This is a genomic window from Leptotrichia sp. oral taxon 498 (assembly GCF_002240055.1).
Lineage (GTDB): Bacteria > Fusobacteriota > Fusobacteriia > Fusobacteriales > Leptotrichiaceae > Leptotrichia > Leptotrichia rugosa.
Window position 1 is genome coordinate 1,536,315 of record NZ_CP016753.1, and the last position, 18,389, is coordinate 1,554,703.

The window sequence follows — 18,389 nt, forward strand, 5'->3', positions numbered from 1 at the left end:
ATTTATGGATAATAAAAAAAGAGAAAATAAATTAAGAGAAAAGCAAATTAAAGCTGAAAAAAATAAAAAAATCTTGTCAAAAGAAGAGCTTGAGAGAAGAGAAAAAATAAAAAAAATAAATGATGAATTTAAAATAAAAAATTACGAGAAAAGTCAAATTATAAACGAAAAAGAAATTTGGAAATATTTTTTGAAAAACCTAAAAAAAATTATAACAAATATATGTGTGAAATGTTGGATTATCCTGAATATTTAATGTACGACAACGAAAAAATAAATGAGTTTCGTGGAAAATGGAATAAGTTTTTTAAAAATGAAAATGACATATATTTGGAAATCGGTTGTGGAAGTGGGAATTTTACAGTTCAAAATGCACAAAAATTTCCAGATAGAAACTATATTGCACTTGAATTGCGATTTAAAAGACTTGTTTTGGGAGCAAAAAAAGCTACTAAAAGAAATTTAAAAAATATACTTTTTCTGAGAAAAAGGGGGGAAACAATTTTAGAATTTTTTGGTGAAAAAGAAATTTCGGGAGTTTATATAAATTTTCCAGATCCTTGGGAAGGTGAAGAGAAAAAAAGGGTGATTAGCGAAAATTTGTTCAAAAAATTAGATGTTGTGTTAAAGTCAAAAGGGAAATTGTTTTTTAAAACGGATCATGAGCAGTATTACAGAGATGTTTTGGAATTAGTCGAAAATCTTGAAAATTATGAAGTCATTTTTCATACGGATGATTTGCATAATTCGGAAAAAGCACAGCAAAATATAAAGACAGAGTTTGAACAGATGTTTTTGAGTAAACATAATATGAATATTAAATATATTGAAATACAAAGAAATTAGAGTTAAAAATTTAAAAATAAAGTTTATTTTTCAAAAAGAATTTAGGTTAATTCTAACAAAATAAAAAAATTTCCTTGAATATTTGTGAAAATAATAGTATAATAGTAGTTAGGAAGGTTTTTAGATAGTTTTTATTAGAGAAAATAAATCTGGAGGTTTTTATGAAAAATAAAAAAAAATTAATTTTGATAAGTAGTTTGATAGTAGGAATACCACTGTTAGCAGTTGGTACAAATGTGATATTAAAACAAGCAAGAGATAATTATTATAAAGAGCAAAAGATAAAGTTGGAACTGGAAAGAGCACAGCAAAAGGCGCAAAAAGAGCAAGAATTAGCACAGCAAAGAGCTCAAGAAGAAAAGTTGGCTGCTCAAGCTCAGGAGCAGGCAGAAAAAAATAAAAAAGAAATAAGAGTCGTTGAAGATAACTTAAAAAAGCAAAAAGATGTCGTACCACAAGCAAAGAAAAAAATGACTTCACAAGAAAAGGATAACGAAAAAGTAAAACAAGTTATAGCAAATGCAAGAAAAGAAGTAAAACCTATGGTTGTTTACGAACCTGTGTCAAATGTCGTGGCAAAATCTGAGCTTACGGCAAAGGACCGAGCAAGAGCTCGAAAAGCTCTAAAAAATATAAGGGCGGAATATTTTGCAAAAAATAAATCTCAGAAAATAAAAAGCAATGAAAAACTTATAGTGAAAACTAGTACCGATGGAATTGAAACAAGAAAATATTCCAATGCAGAAATCCGAAAAGTTTTAAAAGAAATTAGAGAAAATTATAAGAAATAGACGTTTTTAAAGTACATTTTAAATATGAGTTTAAGATGTACTTTTTATTTTTTAAATAAAATTTTAGATTTTTTATAAAAAAAAACTTGAAAAATTTTTAAAAATGTATTATTATATATTAGCAGTCAAGAATAAAGAGTGCTAAAAAGATACACAATATTTTAGGAGGTAAGGAAATGAAAATTAAACCATTGGGAAAAAGAATTTTAATAAAACAAACTGAACAAGAAGAAGTAACTAAAAGCGGTATTGTACTGCCGGGAACAGCTTCAAAAGAAAAACCTATAATTGGAGAAGTTTTGGCAGTTGGAAAAAAAATTGAGGAAGTTTCTGTTGGAGATAAGGTTATTTTTGAAAAATATGCAGGAACTGAAGTTAAAGATGGGGAAGAAACTTATTTAATTTTAGAAAAAGATAATGTACTTGCCATTGTTGAATAAAGACATAAAGGTGTTTAAATTTGAATTTTTGATTTATAATAAATAATTTGGAGGAAAATAAAATGGGAAAAATAATAAAATTTAATGAAGAAGCTAGAAAATCACTAGAAGTAGGTGTTGATACACTTGCCGATGCTGTAAAAATAACACTTGGACCAAAAGGAAGAAATGTTGTATTAGATAGAGGATTTGGAGCGCCAATGATTACGAATGACGGTGTTACAATCGCAAAAGAAATTGAATTAAGCGATCCAATCGAAAATCTTGGAGCACAAATTGTAAAAGAAGTTGCAACAAAATCTAACGATGTGGCAGGAGATGGGACAACTACAGCAACAGTGCTTGCTCAAGCTTTGATAAAAGAAGGACTAAAAATGGTTTCAGCAGGAGCAAATCCAGTATTTATCCGTCGTGGAATGGAACAGGCTTCAAAAAAAGTGATTGAAGAGCTTTCTAAAAAGGCTAAAAAAGTTGAGGCAAATGAAGAAATTGCACAAGTTGGAGCAATTTCAGCGGGAGATAAGGAAATTGGGAAATTGATTGCACAGGCAATGGAAAAAGTTGGGGAGGAAGGCGTAATTACAGTCGAAGAAGCTCGTTCGCTTGACACAACTTTAGAAGTGGTAGAAGGAATGCAGTTTGACAATGGTTACTTGTCGCCATATATGGTTTCAGATTCTGAAAGAATGGTCGTTGAAATGGACAATCCTTACATTCTAATAACAGACAAAAAAATCTCAAATATGAAAGAATTGCTTCCAATTTTGGAAAAAACAGTAGAAACAAGCAGACCAATGCTTATAATTGCTGAAGATGTTGAAGGAGAAGCACTTGCAACATTGGTTGTAAATAAACTTCGTGGAACATTAAATGTGGCTGCTGTAAAAGCTCCAGCTTTCGGAGATAGAAGAAAAGCTATGTTACAAGATATAGCAATTTTAACAGGTGGAGAAGTTATTTCTGAAGAAAAGGGAATAAAATTGGAAGAAGCTGATATTACATTCTTAGGACAAGCTAAAAAAGTTAGAATTACGAAAGACAATACAGTAATTGTGGATGGAATGGGTAAAAAATCTGAAATTAGCGCAAGAGTTGGACAGATTAAAAATTCTATTTCAGAAACTACATCTGACTATGATAGGGAAAAATTACAGGAAAGACTAGCAAAACTTGCAGGCGGAGTTGCAGTGATAAAAGTTGGTGCTGCAACAGAAACTGAAATGAAAGAGAGAAAATTGAGAATAGAAGATGCGCTAAATGCAACAAAAGCGGCAGTTGAAGAAGGAATTGTAGCTGGTGGAGGAACAGTTTTAATTGAAATTGCAAATGCGATTGAAGACTTTAAGTTAGACGGTGAAGAAGGATTAGGAGTAGAGATAGTTAAAAAAGCTTTATTTGCACCACTTAGACAAATTGTTGTAAATGCTGGAATTGATGCTGGAGTTGTAATTGAAAAAGTTAAAAACTCTGAAAACGGAATAGGTTTTGACGCTGCAAAAGAAGAATATGTAGATATGGTAAAAGCTGGAATAATTGACCCAGCCAAAGTAACTCGTTCAGCAATCCAAAATGCTATTTCAGTATCTTCAGTTTTACTTACAACAGAAGTAGCGGTTGCAAATGAAAAAGAAGAAAGTCATGCAGGTGCAGGAATGCCAAATGGAATGGGAATGCCAGGAATGATGTAATAATCTTAAAAATATAAATAATTTAAAGTTAAGAATAAATCACAGTTAAAAAATTAATAACTGTGATTTTTAATTATTTTATAATAAAATTAATGATAAAATAATTAAAAACAAATTTTAATGGGTTAAACTATTAGTGAAATATATAATTTTTTTTCACAAAGAAAATAATATATTAGAAAACATCCTAATTAAAATATGTAGCAAAAATACAATTTTAAGGAGTGATATATTATGAAAAAATTAATATTCGGAGCATTTTTGTTATTTAGTGTAATTGGATTTTCAAGATATGTGGAAAGATGTAGTATAACATCTGAAGATAGTTGTGTAAGTTTAGAAAGCGGTAAAAAATTTACATTCAGAGGTTATCCTTTTGAAGGATTTAGATATGGAGCTGTTTATAGAGTTTACTTTGAAGGTCAAGGAAATAGAAGACTGTACTATACAACTTCGACATATCTTTATTAAAAATATATAAAATTAGGATGTTTAAAGTTTAAAAATAAACTACACTCTTTAATTTATGTGTAGTTTTTTTTGTATATATTCCTAATTTCTTTTAAAATTTTTTTTATATTTTCAGAATTAATTATAATCTTTTTTTCTAAAATTCTATTTACCACTAAATCGACTTCACAGTCTTTTGCTCCAGAAAATAAAGCCAGAGTACGGGCCTGTAATTTCATATGTCCTTTTTGAATACCAGTTGTGACAAGCGCTTTTATGGCAGCAAGATTTTGTGCAAGTCCTACTGAAACTATTATTTTAGCTAATTTTATAGCATTTGGATTTTTTAAAATGCTAAAAGCTGCAGCCACATTGGGATTTAGACCGATGGAACCGCCGACACTTGCAACTGGCATAGGAAGTGTAAGTTCTCCTTTTAATTTATCAGAATTTTCGTCAAAAGTCCAAGATGTGAGTCCTTCGTATTTTCCATTTTTTGCTGCAAAAGCATGTCCTGCTGCTTCAATTCCACGCCAATCATTTCCAGTCGCAATAACCACGGCATCAATTCCGTTAAAAATTCCCTTGTTGTGAGTAGCTGCTCTGTAAGTATCAATTTTAGCAAATTTGGAAGCTAAGCTGATTCTTTTTGCCACATGAATTCCACCAAGTAATTTAGAGTCTATTTCGCAAGTGGCGGTAACTAAAGACTTCGTTGCATAATTTGATAAAATTCCCATTAGTGCAGTTGAATTTGTAAGTTCTTCAAGCAGTGGCTTAATTCCTTCTAGCATCGTATTTAAGATGTTTGCACCCATTGCTTCTTTTACATCAACAGTCAAATAGACAACCAAAAATTCTTCCAATTTTTTAACTTCCAGACAAATCGCACCTCCACCTCTTTTTACAATTGATGGATAAGCTTCGTTTGCCATTTCTAAAATTTTATCTTCATTTTTCAAAATCAAATTTTTAGCTCTTTCAAAATCAATTATATCGTAAAGCGCAATTTCTCCAATCATTTTTCTATCTAAAACAGTCGTTTTAAAACCTCCACATTTCGCAACAATTTTTGCAGCATAACTTGCAGCGGCGATTACAGACGGTTCTTCAGTAATCATCGGAACGGCATATTCTTTTCCGTCAATTAAAAAATTTGGTGCAATTCCCATTGGCAGTGAAAAAGTTGCGATGTTGTTCTCAGTTATCTGATTTGCAGTTTCCAGTGATAAATTTTCATTTTTTTTCAAAATTTGTTCAAATTCATCAGTTAAATAGCCATTGTCCTTTAACATCTGTATTCTTTCAATCCGTTCTTTTTTTTGAAATCCGAGCCATTTTAATTTTTTCTGATTTTCTTTTTTCATATTAAAAATTAGTTCCTTCCATTTAGAGTTTATAATAAAACCCAAGCACTTAAAAGATTGTCAAATTTTAATACCTGAGTGAATATATGTCTTAAATTTTAAGGCTTGTAACCAGTTTTATCTTTTTCTGTTATTTTTCTGATAACTTTGCACGGCACTCCTGCTGCAATTACATTATCTGGAATATCTTTTGTGACAACGCTTCCAGAGCCAATAATAGTATTGTTTCCGATTGTAACTCCTTGATTAATGTGGACTCCTGCACCAATCCAGACATTATTGCCGATTTTTACAGGTTTGGCATAGCAGCCTCCATTTATTCGCTCTTCTACATCAATACTATGATTTGAAGTGTAAATTCCTACTCTTGGACCAAAAAGTACGTTGTTTCCGATTTCAATTCCGCCACCATCAAGCATTACACAGTCAAAATTTGCATAAAAGTTATTTCCAATTGTAATATTAAATCCAAATTCACATCGAAATGTTGGCTCAAAATGCACATTTTTCCCAATTGACTTTAAAAGTTCCTTTAAGATTGCTTCACGCTCTTCAGATGGATTTCCAAAACTTTTGTTATATTTATTTGTCAAAAAAACAGTATTTTCTCTAGCTTTTACAAGTTCCGGCGTTAAATCGTTATAGACTTTTCCTGATAAAATAAACTTTCGTTGTTCCTCTAAATTCATATTAATTTACTCCTTCCAGATAAATTTATTTCATTTTTTTATAAATTCTTTTATGATTCTCAATTTTTTCCAAATAAAAAAGGCTGTCATCTTGTGGCAAATTAATACTGTTTCCATCTTTATCAAGTTTTATTTGCTCAAAAAACATTTTTTCATATTCAGAAGTATTAAGTCTTTTTCTTTTGTCAAAATCCTTAATTCTATCGTTTGTCAACTGATTTTTAAATCCATCGACAAGCGTAATACTAAAAATTTCACAAACTGCACCACTTCCGTAACTGTACATTCCGATTACATCATTAGATTTTAAATTTTGGCAATTTTCCAGTAATGAAAGTAAGCTTAAATAGAGAGAGCCTGTGTAAATATTTCCAATTCGTTTGCCGTAAATTATTGAAGAATAAAAATTATCTAAAAATTCTAATTTTTTTTCTTTTGTCAAATTTTCAGTTTTTGAAAAAAGTGAATTTAAACCTTTCAGTCCAAGTTTTGGGAAAGGCAAATGGAAACAGAAGGCGTTAAAATCAAGTAAATTTTTATTGTGGCGTTTTTTGTATTCGCAGAAAGTTGTAGTAAGGAAGTCCAAGTACTGTTTTGAAGAAAAATGTCCATCAACAAATGGAAAGTCAGCATAATTGGGACGCCAAAAATCCATTATATCCCTTGTTTGACAGACGCTGTCATCATTTAAAACAGCAATTTTGGGGTCTTTTTTTATAAGCAGTGCTACACTTCCCGCACCTTGAGTGGATTCTCCAGCAGTACCAATGCCGTATTTGGCGATGTCCGAAGCTATGACTAAAACTTTTGATTCGGGATTTTCTAAAATGTGATTCTTTGCAAAGTTTAGTGCAGCAGTTGCGCCGTAGCAAGCCTCTTTTATTTCAACACATCTCGCAAAAGGCTGAATTTCAAGTAAATGATGAATAAAAACTCCAGAAGATTTGCTCTGGTCAATCCCCGATTCCGTTCCAACTATTATTAAATCAATGTCTTTTTTATCCTTTTCGTTCAAAATTTTGTCTGCGGCACTAGCTCCCAATGTCACAATGTCTTGAGTAATTGGAGCGATGCACATCTCACTTTGTAGCAGCCCTTTTGTGAATTTATTTTCATTCTGTTCCCTAGAAACTGCTAAATCTCTGATGTCCAGAAAGAAATCTGGCATTGCAAATCCAATTTTATCTATTCCGATTTTCATATAAAATCCACCCTTCTATCCTTATTTATATTCTAAATTTTAAGTTTTTTTTACTAAATAATTCTATAATTATTTATTATATTTTACTACAAAAAAAATGAAATATCAAATATATTCTTAGACAAGATGGAACATTTGCAAGAGAAAAACTTTAAAGTCTGAATAAATGATTTTTAAAGAGTTTGAAATAATATTAAAAAATTTTTTTATAAAAAGTTAGTTTATTTATTTTATTCGATAAATAAAGAGTTTTATAGAAAATGAGAGTGTAAACTTTTTTGTGTAAATAAACTAGAGAATTCTTATATTGCTGGATTTATACATACATTTACACAAAATTATGGACACTCTCAGGAATTTTTATAACTACTTCTGCTCCTTTGGTCTTGCTGTCTTTATTTATAAATACTCCGTAATTTTTGCCGTAATAGAATTTTATTCTTTTATCGACATTTTTTATTCCTACACCGCCTGTCTTGCTTTTTTTGAACTGTTTAGCTTTTTCAAAGCCTATTCCGTTGTCTTTGACAGAGATATTGACAGTGCTGTTTTGTCTGTAAACGTCTATTGTGATGATTCCGTTTCCAGAAAGATTTTTTATTCCGTGATAGATGGAGTTTTCTACAATTGGCTGGATTATTATTTTTGGAACTTCAATGGAAAGAAGGCTTTCATCTTCTATGTTGAAAAAATAGGAAAGTTTTTCTTCATATCTCTGCTTTTGTATGAATAAATATTCTTTAGTGTGCATAATTTCATCTTTTAACGGTATTTTTTCGTGACCGTTGCTAAGGGAAAGCCTAAAATAGTTTGCAAGTGATTTTGTAATGCTGATTACTTTTTCATTGTCTTCAAATTCTGCCATCCAAATGATTGTATCTAGCGTATTATACAGAAAATGTGGATTAATCTGGCTGTGAAGAGCCTTTATTTCATATTCCCGCAAATATTTTATCTTTTCGACCATTACATTAAAATGTTCTACAAGGTTCTGAACTTCATAGCCTGTTTTTTCACTTAAATGAAATTCCCGTAGATTATTTTCAAAGTTTTGCATATGATTTTCCAGTTTTATTAAAGGTCTTAGAATCTTTGTTATTACGATAAATGTAATAATGGAAGAAAAAGCTAGTGAGACTAGGAAAATAACGATAACTATGTGGGAAAAATTTTTCTTTAAGGTAACTAAGTCATTTGTGTTTGCAAGGCTTCTTAAATTCCAGTTTGTATTTTCAATCTGTGTTTCATATAAATATGTATCTTTATTTTTATTCTTTTCTGAAAATTTTGCAAGGCACTTTTTATCAGCAAAGCATTTCACATCTTTGTAGTAAATAATATTGTTATTTTTGTCTACTATAATATTGTCGATTTGTTTTCCAAAAGAAATAGAATTTAAATATCTTTCAAGAATTTCATATTTAATGTCAAAAACAATAACACCAAGATTTTCTCCCTTTGAATTTTTTATGTCACGGCTGATTGACAGAAACCAGAGAGCTGAATTCATAGAGGAGGTGGAATTTTTTCTGCTGGGATTAAAAACGGGCATATCTGAATTGTTTATAGCATCAACATACCATTTCTCTTTCATCATATTTTCTGATATTTTCATATCATTATTTTTGTCACTGGATACAATGTTACCATTTTTTCCGATTACAGTAATACTTTTAATTCCTTTATTATATTCAAGAATCGAATAAATCATTTTTTCAATGCTCTTTTTTGAATCTTCATTTCCTGATATTAAAAAATTTCTAACATCGGTATCAACAGATAAGAGATTAATCATATTTTTCAATTTATCCGCATAAAGAGTAATATAACGGGATGTATTTATAACATTTTCGTTAGTATACTCAATTTCCTTGTTCATTATGATGTATTTTGAAGTATAGTAAAAAATACTGCTTAAAAAAAGTACAAACAGAAGATTTCCAATAATATAATAAAAAAACAGCTGAAGCAGCATCGAGTTTTTCATAGTTCTTTTTAGTTTCATAGTTTCTCCAGCACACTTTTCTTAAATTCTTTCGGTGTCATTCCAAAAGTTTTTTTAAATTTTGAATTGAAATAATTAAAGTTTTCCATTCCTACAAGCTCTCCAATTTGATAATTTTTCAGATCTGTTGTCAAAAGCAGCAATTTTGCCTTTTCCATCCGCATATTATTCAAATAGTCCTGAAAAGGAATACCAAACAAATTTTTAAAAAGTGAACTCAAATATCCAGAAGATAAACTCATTTCGTCAGCCAGAGAATTTAAGTTAAAGGAAATATCGCTGTATTTTTCTTCAATTTTTTTTGTTAAAATATCTTTATACTTGCTATGAGAAATATTTTTATCAGACTTCTCAGCTTGGCTAATTTTATTAATAATTTTTCTTGCTTCGTTATATTTTCTATCTTCTTCCAGCTTATAGATAAGTTTTGAAATTATCTCATTTATATCTGTCTTTGAAACAGGTTTTAAAATATAGTCTTCAACTCCGATTTTTAAAGCCTTTTGAGCATATTCAAAATAGTCATATCCAGAAATAATGGCTATTTTAACATCACTTTTCAGCTCTTTCATCTCCTCGGCAAGAGTCAGCCCATTTTTAAAGGGAATATTTATATCCAGCAAGACAAGGTCAGGCAATACTTCAGAAAAAGTCTTAAAGGCAGAATTACCATCTTCTGCCTCATAAACATCACTTATCTTATATTTTTCAAAATCAATAAAGGTTTTAATACCTCTTCTTATAATCGGTTCATCATCAATTATTAAAATACTATACACTTATTTAACAGCTCCTTTAATTTGTGCGGCAGTCAAATGTCCCGACAAAGTTTTAACAATATTCAAGTTCCCATCCAGTACAATATTTGAAGGATATCCCAAAACTTTTGCCCTTTTTAGCACTTCTCCCTTTTCATCCAGCAATACAGTAATATTTTTATAGTTAAGCCCTTTATACCACTGAATGAATTTAGCTGTTGGTTTTTCTCCTTTTTGTCCCGGAGAAGCAATTGTTATAACTGTAAAATTCTTACTTTTATCTGCACTTAAAGAATTAATTTCGCTTAATCCCGAAAGACAGATAGGACACCATGAAGCCCACATTTTAATATATATTTTCTTACCTTTGTACTTGTTAAGGGAAACAGGTTTATTATTAATGTCCTTTAACTGAACTCCTTGCAATGTATTTCCAAATGAAATCGATCCCAAACTCAACAAAGTTACAATTGTTGCAATTAATTTTTTCATAAAAATTACTTCCTTTCTGTATTATAGCAAATTTAAAATATTTTTTGTAATTATTTTTTTAAGTTATTTTGATTACTAATTGTTTTATAAATTTTAAAAATAAAATTACTAAAACTTATTCATTATTAGCAAAATTCCCATAAATATAATTAGAAATCCTCCAAAGATTTTAAAATAGTTTGTGTATTGATTTAAAGCTCGTACTTTTTTTAATAATTTCTGAGAGAAAAAGGAAAATAGAACAAATGGAGTGGCAAGCCCTAAGACGTATATAAACATCATTAACCCTCCATAGACAGCAGATCCTTTTTCCCCTGCAAGAGCTAGCACTGAGGCAAGAATAGGACCTACACATGGAGTCCACCCTAGACTAAATGTCAGTCCTAGCAAAAAAGCCTGTAATGAAGAATTTTTACCAATTAAATCCAAATTTACAGATTTATTTTTTTCTAAAAAGTTAAATTTTAAAATTCCTGTCTGATGTAATCCCAGTATTATTACAATTATTCCTGCCAAAACTTTTATGGCATCATTAAAGAATATTCCCGTAAGGAAACTAAAACTAAAGCCTATACTTACAAAAGTAAGTGAAAGACCTGAAATAAATAAAAAGGTATTAAGCACAGTTTTTTTTCCTTTGCTTAAAATTCCCAAATATACAGGAACAATGGGAAGAATACATGGAGATAGAAAACTTGCTACCCCTCCTAAAAATACACTTCCTACCAGTAATGGCTGATTAAACATAAATTATCTCCTATCTTGTTCATTTTACTGAACTAATTTTATTAAATATCCGTAATGTTCTTTTTCCATATCTTTTAATGGGATAAATTTAATTGAAGCACTGTTTATACAATAACGAAGCCCGCCTTTATCTTTAGGTCCATCATCAAAAACATGTCCCAAGTGGGCTTTTCCGCTTCGACTAAGCACTTCTGTCCTTACCATATTAAAACTTGTGTCATTTGCATAAGTTACAACATCTTTTGAAATAGGTTTTGTAAAACTTGGCCAGCCACAGCCAGAATCATATTTATCCTTTGAGGAAAATAATGGTTCTCCTGTTGTTATGTCCACATAAATTCCAGCTTCATGATTGTCCCAGTACTCATTTGAAAAAGAATGTTCAGTATTTTTTTTCTGTGTAACGCTGTATTGCAGAGGAGTAAGCCGTTTTTTCAATTCTTCGTCACTTGGTTTTGGATAATCTTTTGGATCAATGATAACTTCATCTGCTTTAGTAATATCAATGTGACAATATCCGTTAGGATTTTTTCTTAAATAGTCCTGATGGTATTCTTCTGCGAGAATATAATTTTTCAAAGGCTGAACTTCAACTTGAATTTTATCTGTATATTTTTTCTGCTCTTCTTCAATTTCCTGTAAAATAATTTCTTTATCTTTGGGATTAGTATAATAAATCCCTGTTCTGTATTGTCTACCTCTATCATTTCCCTGCTGATTAATGCTAGTAGGATCTACAACTTGAAAATAATATTTAAGTAGCTTGCTCAAAGAAATTTTGTTTGCGTCATATTTTACGTGAACTGTTTCTGCGTGATCCGTTGATGCGACAATGTTGTAACTCGTTTTTTCAGTTTTCCCATTCGCATAGCCAACTGTAGCATCCTTTACCCCGTCGATTCTTTCCATATATGCTTCAAGTCCCCAGAAACACCCGCCAGCAAGATAGATTTCCCTGATGTTTTCGTTTCCTGCCTGAATCATATTTTCTTTTTTTGTTTTATTTTCATTTCTGTTTTTACGATTTTTATTTTTATTTGACAATACTACTGAAAATAAAGCTAAAGATAGTATTAAAAATAATAGTAGACTTCTAGATTTCATAAAACCGCCTCCCGATTTATATTTAAATATTTTTTGTATCTACAAGAATAGTATAGCCCAAAAATTGATAAAAAAAAATGAAATATAGTAATATTTTTCTATAATTTTATAATATTTGTTTATTTACTAATCAAATTTAATATAATTTTAAAAAAGTGTTAAGTTAAAATATAAAATCAATATTTTTAAAATAAAAAATAAAGGGTCTTGTGATATATTAAAGAACTATAATTAAAAAATAGATTAAAGAAAAATATTAATAAATAGTGTCTTGAAATATAGATTATCTAGGAGGAAGAATAGTGGGTAACATCGCTTGTAGGAACACAGAGGTCGGGGGACTGATATTAAAAATACGTTAAATGCTGTAAAAGTAAAAATAGTGGCTTTGGGAAAAACAGGAAGTAATGTAATAAATAAAATGATATTAAATAACATTGTAAAGGCTGATTTTATAACGATAGATACGGAAAAGCTGAATTTAGACAGTTCAAAAGCTCCCAAAAAAATATTTGTGTCGTCAATAACTTCATTTGAAGCGATGGAGGATTTAAGAAAACAAACAGAAAAAGAATTTCAAAATGCAGATATGGTGTTTATAATAGCTGAAATGGGAGAAAAAACAGGAACGCTACTTTCATCAGCTGTGGCAGAAATTGCGAAATTTATGAATATACTAACGGTTGCAATAGTGTCAAAGCCTTTTGATTTTGAAGACCTGAATAAAATAAAACTTGCTAAAAAGGGAAAGGAAAGATTAAAACATTTCGCTGATACAATAATAGTCATTCCATATCAAAGATTGAATGATTTATACATAAATCTTCCAACGGCAAATATCTATGAAAAAGGAGAAAAAGCCTTTGTAACAATTGTAAAGGGAATATTGGACTTAATAAAAAAACAGGGGATTTTAAATTTGGACTTTGCAGACATTAAATCTATATTGCAAAATTCAGGCAAAACAGTATTAGGTTTTGGAAAATCAGATGGAGAGGACAGAGCAAAAAAGGCGGTAGAACAGGCATTAAATACCCCACTTTTAGAACGTTCAATAAAAGGTGCAGGAAAAATACTAATGAACATAACCTCGGGAAACGACATACGGCTTGAAGAAATTAGCCAAATTGCCACAGCAGTAGCCACAAGTACCGAAAATCCAGACTTATTTCTCGCATGGGGAACAGTCTTTGAAGAAACTAAATTTGAAAATTCTGAAGATTTTGAACAAAAAGGGAGCTGTGTAAAAGTATATTTGATTGCAACAGATTTTCGCAATTAATAAAAATAATTTAAAAATTTATAAATAAAAAAAGAAAAAGTATTGACTAATCAATTAGATATGATATAATTACACTGAAAGAAAAGTTTAAAAACAGGTGTTGCACTACCTTAAAATGAAGCAACTTTAAATGCAAAGCTACCAATTATGGTAGCTTTTTGTTATTATTAGAAGAAAAGGCAAAATTGTATGAAAAATAGTAAAAAAATTTAACTGTATTTTGGGAAAATATGTTAAAATATAGAAAATTTTACAATTAAAGGAGATGGAGAAAATGAGTAATGTAAAATTAGTTAAAAATGATGCTTTTTATAACGCTGAGTTTGATATCGATATTTTTTTGTACTGGATGATAAAATGGTTAAATGTTGAGACTACAAATAATAGCAGTAAAATGGCTTTAAAAAATATGGCAAAAAAATTTATTGAGGAAATTTTAGGAGAAAAATTAGATACAGAAGATATTGAGATACATTTTTCAAATAAAAATTATTATTCTGAAAATGGAAGTTTTATTGATAGAATTTTAGGTGATTGTTCGATTTTGTTAATTTTAAATAGGAATCAAAATGGAAACAGAAAATATATATTTTTTAGAGATTTTAGTTATTATGAGTATTCAAAAGATTTTAATGAATACAATGAGAAATTAATTAAATTATTAAAAAAATATGAGAATTTAAAAGAAAACGAAGAGAATAATGTAAAAATTGTTCATTTTTCATCTGATTTAATTTCTAGGTATGAAAAGGAAGAAGTAGAGGAAATAAGTATTTTATACGATAAAGAAAAATTTTTAACTTTATTTGAAAATTCAAAAAAATATATTGATGACAGTATTTTTGACAGTTATTACAATCAAATTAAACAAGAAAATAAGAAAAATTTCGGTGTAAATATTAACGAAAATTTATCTTTATATTTAGTTTTAGAAAGTTATATAAATAAAAAATTTGAAGATTATGATGTATATCGTTGTTTTGATTATATAAAATGGTTGAAACATGAATTTTTTATAGAATGCTTTTGTGTAAATTTAATTGCAGAAGATAAAAAAACAAATAATTATTTTTTGTTAAAATGGTTTAATAATAATAAAGTCGAAGAAAAGACAATAAAATTAATTCAGAAAGAATTAAAAGATATATTTCCTGATTTTAAGGAAGTTAATTATGAAGATATTGATTGTGAAAATAATGAAATTCCATTAATGTGTTTTACAGTAAATCTAGATAGTTCATTAAAAGATATAAAAAAAATGGTTGATAAAATAACGGAAAAAATTGAGAAATTTAATAAAATGAAAAATTGTAGAGACATAAGAGAGGAATATGTAGAATATTTTGAAGAAAAGAGATTAAAGAAAAGATTTCGAAGTAAAAGAAAAATTAGGAAAAAGTTTTAAATTTTGAAAAAGTGATAAATCGAGGTATAATTAAAACGTTGAGAAGAATTTTTTAGAAAGGCTTAATCTTAATCATGAAAAATGAAAATTCTGAGGAAAAATCGATTAGAATATTAAAAATAATGAAAAGATTGAATCAAAAAGAGATAGTGAATAGAAGTGATTTAGCTAATGAATTTAGAGTCGATAAAAAAACGATACAACGAGATATAGCTACTTTGAGGAATTATTTTTTTGAAGAAGGCGAATCGGATATAAAATATTCTAGTTCAAAAAAAGGTTATTATCTTGAAAAGAATGACAAGATAGCTTTTACAAACGAAGAACTTTTGGCTATAAGTAAAATTATCCTTGAAAGTCGGGCTTTTAATAAAGAAGAAACTGAAAAATTAATAACAAAACTAGTTAACAATTCTTCAATAAACGATAGAGAGATAATAAAAAATTTGATAAATAGTGAAAAGATGAATTATATTCCTTTACAACATGGACAGAAACTACTTGAAAGTATTTGGAAATTAGCGCAATGTATAAAAAATCAAGAATGGGTGCATTTAAATTATACAAAAAAAGATAAACAATATAAAGAATACAGAATAAAGCCACTGTCAATAATGTTTTCTGAATATTATTTTTATCTAATTGGATATATTGAAAATAAAGAAGAATATCCTGCAATTTTTAGAATTGATAGAATGAAAAAGATAGAAAATACAGGCAAGAAGTTTAAAATCCTAAATTATTCTGACAAATTTAAAGATGGAGAATTTAGAAAATACATACACTTTATGCATTCTGGACCTCTCACAAAAATTAAATTCGAGTACAAAGGTTATATCGAATACGTTCTTGATAAATTTCCAACTGCAAGAATATTAAAAGAGGAGAAAAATGAAAAAGAAAATGGAGAATATACAATTTATACGGTTTTAATTGAGGTCTATGGAAGTTTTGGAGCAGAAATGTGGCTAAAAAGTCAAGGAGATTACGTTATTGAATACAAAATTTTAAAATAAATTTCTATAAAAAGGAGAAAATTTATGGAAAAAATACCAAAAATAAAAATTATAAGTTTAGGAGAAACATCTCTAAGCACTATTGAGAAAGAAATAATTACACATGAAAATATAAGCATTATTACAATTAAAAATGACTACAAAGATTTAAAAATAAATTTTCAAGATACAGATGTAATTTTGATAATTTTAAACACATATTTTGAAAATGATAAAAATTTTGCCTTAGAAATAATCATAAACACTCAAAAAAACGACATTTTTACTGGCATTTACGATATTGGAAATGGCTATACTGACCTATTTGATTCAAAAACAGACTTTATCATAAAATGCAAATCTTCAGAAGATTTAAAAAATGGAATCAATGGAATAACAAAAACTTTAACAGCAAAAGGAATGGTTACTCTTGATTTAGCTGACTTAAAAACCGTATTTCAAAAAGCCTCAAAATCTTTTGTAATTTTTGAAAAAGGAAATTTAGAAACTTTTGATGATTTCTTGCAAACCCTAAAATTAAAGCTGGAAACTTTTGATAAAAATAGAACTTATAAAATATTTTTGAATATAACAGCAGGAAAAAATATCGAATTGACTCTGATAAAAGATATTGCTAAAATAATGACTAATATTCTTAATGAGCGGACATTTCTTTGGGGACTGCAAATATATCCAGAAAATGAAAATTTCATAAATATTATTGCTTACATTGTGGAAGATTTAGTTAAATAAATTAATTAATTAATATTATAGAAAGAAGGGATTTAAAATGGAAAGAAACAATATTTTTAATTTTGCAACGTCAGAGCTGTCACAGGATGCTTTTATATGTTGGTTATGTAACTGGGTAAATTTTGATGACAATAGTTTATCAGAAGATGAAAAAAAATTAAAATCACTTGCAACTGAATTTATTGAAAAAATGTTAGGTGAAAAGCTCGAAGATAGGAAAGTGAATATAAAAAGACAATATCAGAAAATAGACGTACTATTGGAAATTCAGAATAAAACAGAATTTATAACTAAAGGGAATAATATAAATCCAATAGTAGACATGTATGTAATAATAGAAGATAAAGTGGGAACAGGTTTACATAGCAATCAGATTGAGAAATATAGAGAATTAATATCTGAAAAAAATGAAAAAGATAATGGAAGTAGGGCTAAAATAAAAGTAGTTTATTATAAAATATACGATGAAGATAATATGGAAAGATTAAAAGAGAATGGTGTGAATGTAATATTAGGAAGAGAAAACATCCTAGAATTATTAAAAGAATACAAGGATAAGATTAATAATTCAATATTTGAAAATTATCATAATTATTTGAGCAATATAGAAACAGATGTAAATTCATATGAAAAAAAGAACTTGGAAGACTGGAATTCAAACTGTTATATCGGATTTTTTAAAGAATTAAAAAACGAAAAAAATTTATTAGAACATGCTATTGGAAGACAAAAAGATTGTAGTTGGGGTTATGTGAATAACTCATCAGGTGGATTTATGGGAATGTGGTGGTTTCCTTTAAGTGAAGAAAAAATTAATAAATTAACAGAAACTTCTGATGAAGATATTTATTTACAAATAGAACAATATAATCAGAAAAATATAATTGCAATAAAATATTCAGTTCCTAAAAAAAATAAAAATAATAAAGAACTTTCAAAAGAAGATTTCGAAAAGAAAGTAACAATTGCTTCCGAAAAACGTAAGGAACTTTTTTCTAAATTAAAAAATAAATTAGAAAATGAGTCGAAAGATATACTAAAATGCGAAAATAAACCAGAAAATATAAAAAAATTTGAAAATATACTAAAAAATGAAAAGTTTCAGAAAAAATATTTTAGAGCAGGTCAGTATATGACAGTAGGATATTTAGAATTTGAAAATATTGATGATTGTAAAGATAAAATAAAAATCCTTCAATATGCTTTAAATCTTTTGTTAAAAGGGTGTGTAAAAATTTTTGTGTAAACCTCTAAATAATATATGATAAAATAACTATATAATATTTGGAGTTTTTTGTTATGGCTAAAAAGAAAATTGACAATAAAATTTTGACTTCTTAACAGCAAATGAATAAAATTTAGTTTCTGTTTTTTAA

19 protein-coding genes are annotated in these 18,389 nt (G+C 28.4%); 11 read left to right on the forward strand and 8 right to left on the reverse strand.

Going from position 1 to position 18,389, the window contains the following annotated elements:
• Positions 1-4: 4 nt before the first annotated feature.
• The 6 genes from BCB68_RS07710 (at position 5) to BCB68_RS07735 (ending at position 4,236) form a co-directional block, all read left to right on the forward strand.
• Positions 5-256, forward strand: coding sequence for a hypothetical protein (locus BCB68_RS07710; protein ID WP_094080247.1), 252 nt, complete (start codon positions 5-7; stop codon positions 254-256).
• Complete coding sequence (gene trmB / locus BCB68_RS07715) at positions 223-846, forward strand: tRNA (guanosine(46)-N7)-methyltransferase TrmB (RefSeq protein ID WP_094080803.1); 624 nt, start codon at positions 223-225, stop codon at positions 844-846. Before BCB68_RS07710 ends, trmB begins: the two co-directional genes overlap by 34 nt.
• 161 nt (positions 847-1,007) lie before the next feature.
• Complete coding sequence (locus tag BCB68_RS07720; protein WP_094080248.1) at positions 1,008-1,637, forward strand: hypothetical protein; 630 nt, start codon at positions 1,008-1,010, stop codon at positions 1,635-1,637.
• Between the two features lie 176 nt (positions 1,638-1,813).
• The gene (locus BCB68_RS07725; RefSeq protein ID WP_094080249.1) at positions 1,814-2,077 is read left to right on the forward strand and encodes a co-chaperone GroES; all 264 of its coding nucleotides are present in this window, start codon (positions 1,814-1,816) and stop codon (positions 2,075-2,077) included.
• 62 nt (positions 2,078-2,139) lie between these two features.
• A complete protein-coding gene (groL, locus tag BCB68_RS07730) occupies positions 2,140-3,765 on the forward strand; it encodes a chaperonin GroEL (RefSeq protein WP_094080250.1) in 1,626 nt (541 codons plus the stop codon).
• Positions 3,766-3,999: 234 nt separating this feature from the next.
• A complete protein-coding gene (locus tag BCB68_RS07735; RefSeq protein ID WP_094080251.1) occupies positions 4,000-4,236 on the forward strand; it encodes a hypothetical protein in 237 nt (78 codons plus the stop codon).
• Positions 4,237-4,289: 53 nt separating this feature from the next.
• On the opposite strand, the gene BCB68_RS07740 is transcribed toward BCB68_RS07735, so the two are convergent.
• The 8 genes from BCB68_RS07740 to msrB all read right to left on the reverse strand — a co-directional run bounded on the left by BCB68_RS07740 (position 4,290) and on the right by msrB (position 12,578).
• The gene (locus tag BCB68_RS07740; protein ID WP_094080252.1) at positions 4,290-5,582 is read right to left on the reverse strand and encodes a hydroxymethylglutaryl-CoA reductase, degradative; all 1,293 of its coding nucleotides are present in this window, start codon (positions 5,580-5,582) and stop codon (positions 4,290-4,292) included.
• A gap of 98 nt (positions 5,583-5,680) precedes the next feature.
• Complete coding sequence (locus BCB68_RS07745; protein ID WP_094080253.1) at positions 5,681-6,271, reverse strand: sugar O-acetyltransferase; 591 nt, start codon at positions 6,269-6,271, stop codon at positions 5,681-5,683.
• 25 nt (positions 6,272-6,296) lie between these two features.
• Positions 6,297-7,472 carry a hydroxymethylglutaryl-CoA synthase gene (locus BCB68_RS07750; protein ID WP_094080254.1) on the reverse strand — a complete coding sequence of 392 codons (1,176 nt, stop codon included), beginning with the start codon at positions 7,470-7,472 and terminating at the stop codon, positions 6,297-6,299.
• A 328-nt stretch (positions 7,473-7,800) separates the two neighbouring features.
• The gene (locus BCB68_RS07755) at positions 7,801-9,477 is read right to left on the reverse strand and encodes a sensor histidine kinase (protein WP_094080255.1); all 1,677 of its coding nucleotides are present in this window, start codon (positions 9,475-9,477) and stop codon (positions 7,801-7,803) included.
• Complete coding sequence (locus tag BCB68_RS07760) at positions 9,474-10,256, reverse strand: response regulator transcription factor (protein ID WP_094080256.1); 783 nt, start codon at positions 10,254-10,256, stop codon at positions 9,474-9,476. Before BCB68_RS07760 ends, BCB68_RS07755 begins: the two co-directional genes overlap by 4 nt.
• Positions 10,257-10,727, reverse strand: a complete 471-nt coding sequence (locus BCB68_RS07765; RefSeq protein WP_094080257.1) for a redoxin family protein — start codon at positions 10,725-10,727, stop codon at positions 10,257-10,259.
• 108 nt (positions 10,728-10,835) lie between these two features.
• Positions 10,836-11,474, reverse strand: a complete 639-nt coding sequence (locus BCB68_RS07770; RefSeq protein WP_094080258.1) for a cytochrome c biogenesis protein CcdA — start codon at positions 11,472-11,474, stop codon at positions 10,836-10,838.
• Between the two features lie 24 nt (positions 11,475-11,498).
• Complete coding sequence (gene msrB / locus BCB68_RS07775; protein WP_094080259.1) at positions 11,499-12,578, reverse strand: peptide-methionine (R)-S-oxide reductase MsrB; 1,080 nt, start codon at positions 12,576-12,578, stop codon at positions 11,499-11,501.
• 382 nt (positions 12,579-12,960) lie between these two features.
• Between msrB and BCB68_RS07780 the strand changes: the two genes are divergently transcribed.
• The 5 genes from BCB68_RS07780 (at position 12,961) to BCB68_RS07800 (ending at position 18,259) form a co-directional block, all read left to right on the forward strand.
• Complete coding sequence (locus BCB68_RS07780; RefSeq protein ID WP_237048597.1) at positions 12,961-13,860, forward strand: cell division protein FtsZ; 900 nt, start codon at positions 12,961-12,963, stop codon at positions 13,858-13,860.
• A 274-nt stretch (positions 13,861-14,134) separates the two neighbouring features.
• Complete coding sequence (locus BCB68_RS07785; protein ID WP_094080261.1) at positions 14,135-15,265, forward strand: hypothetical protein; 1,131 nt, start codon at positions 14,135-14,137, stop codon at positions 15,263-15,265.
• A gap of 74 nt (positions 15,266-15,339) precedes the next feature.
• Complete coding sequence (locus BCB68_RS07790) at positions 15,340-16,281, forward strand: helix-turn-helix transcriptional regulator (protein ID WP_094080262.1); 942 nt, start codon at positions 15,340-15,342, stop codon at positions 16,279-16,281.
• Between the two features lie 24 nt (positions 16,282-16,305).
• Entirely contained in the window at positions 16,306-17,013 is a 708-nt protein-coding gene (locus tag BCB68_RS07795; protein WP_094080263.1) for a hypothetical protein, read from the forward strand.
• Positions 17,014-17,050: 37 nt separating this feature from the next.
• The gene (locus tag BCB68_RS07800) at positions 17,051-18,259 is read left to right on the forward strand and encodes a PD-(D/E)XK nuclease family protein (protein WP_094080264.1); all 1,209 of its coding nucleotides are present in this window, start codon (positions 17,051-17,053) and stop codon (positions 18,257-18,259) included.
• Positions 18,260-18,389: the final 130 nt, after the last annotated feature.

Coding starts and splice junctions, on each gene's coding strand:
- BCB68_RS07765 (WP_094080257.1), bottom strand. CDS start 10,727: ATGAAAAAATTAATTGCAACAATTGTAACTTTGTTGAGTTTGGGATCG.
- BCB68_RS07720 (WP_094080248.1), top strand. CDS start 1,008: ATGAAAAATAAAAAAAAATTAATTTTGATAAGTAGTTTGATAGTAGGA.
- BCB68_RS07785 (WP_094080261.1), top strand. CDS start 14,135: ATGAGTAATGTAAAATTAGTTAAAAATGATGCTTTTTATAACGCTGAG.
- trmB (WP_094080803.1), top strand. CDS start 223: ATGTGTGAAATGTTGGATTATCCTGAATATTTAATGTACGACAACGAA.
- BCB68_RS07740 (WP_094080252.1), bottom strand. CDS start 5,582: ATGAAAAAAGAAAATCAGAAAAAATTAAAATGGCTCGGATTTCAAAAA.
- BCB68_RS07745 (WP_094080253.1), bottom strand. CDS start 6,271: ATGAATTTAGAGGAACAACGAAAGTTTATTTTATCAGGAAAAGTCTAT.
- BCB68_RS07795 (WP_094080263.1), top strand. CDS start 16,306: ATGGAAAAAATACCAAAAATAAAAATTATAAGTTTAGGAGAAACATCT.
- BCB68_RS07725 (WP_094080249.1), top strand. CDS start 1,814: ATGAAAATTAAACCATTGGGAAAAAGAATTTTAATAAAACAAACTGAA.
- groL (WP_094080250.1), top strand. CDS start 2,140: ATGGGAAAAATAATAAAATTTAATGAAGAAGCTAGAAAATCACTAGAA.
- BCB68_RS07750 (WP_094080254.1), bottom strand. CDS start 7,472: ATGAAAATCGGAATAGATAAAATTGGATTTGCAATGCCAGATTTCTTT.
- BCB68_RS07735 (WP_094080251.1), top strand. CDS start 4,000: ATGAAAAAATTAATATTCGGAGCATTTTTGTTATTTAGTGTAATTGGA.
- BCB68_RS07770 (WP_094080258.1), bottom strand. CDS start 11,474: ATGTTTAATCAGCCATTACTGGTAGGAAGTGTATTTTTAGGAGGGGTA.
- BCB68_RS07800 (WP_094080264.1), top strand. CDS start 17,051: ATGGAAAGAAACAATATTTTTAATTTTGCAACGTCAGAGCTGTCACAG.
- BCB68_RS07755 (WP_094080255.1), bottom strand. CDS start 9,477: ATGAAACTAAAAAGAACTATGAAAAACTCGATGCTGCTTCAGCTGTTT.
- BCB68_RS07710 (WP_094080247.1), top strand. CDS start 5: ATGGATAATAAAAAAAGAGAAAATAAATTAAGAGAAAAGCAAATTAAA.
- BCB68_RS07790 (WP_094080262.1), top strand. CDS start 15,340: ATGAAAAATGAAAATTCTGAGGAAAAATCGATTAGAATATTAAAAATA.
- msrB (WP_094080259.1), bottom strand. CDS start 12,578: ATGAAATCTAGAAGTCTACTATTATTTTTAATACTATCTTTAGCTTTA.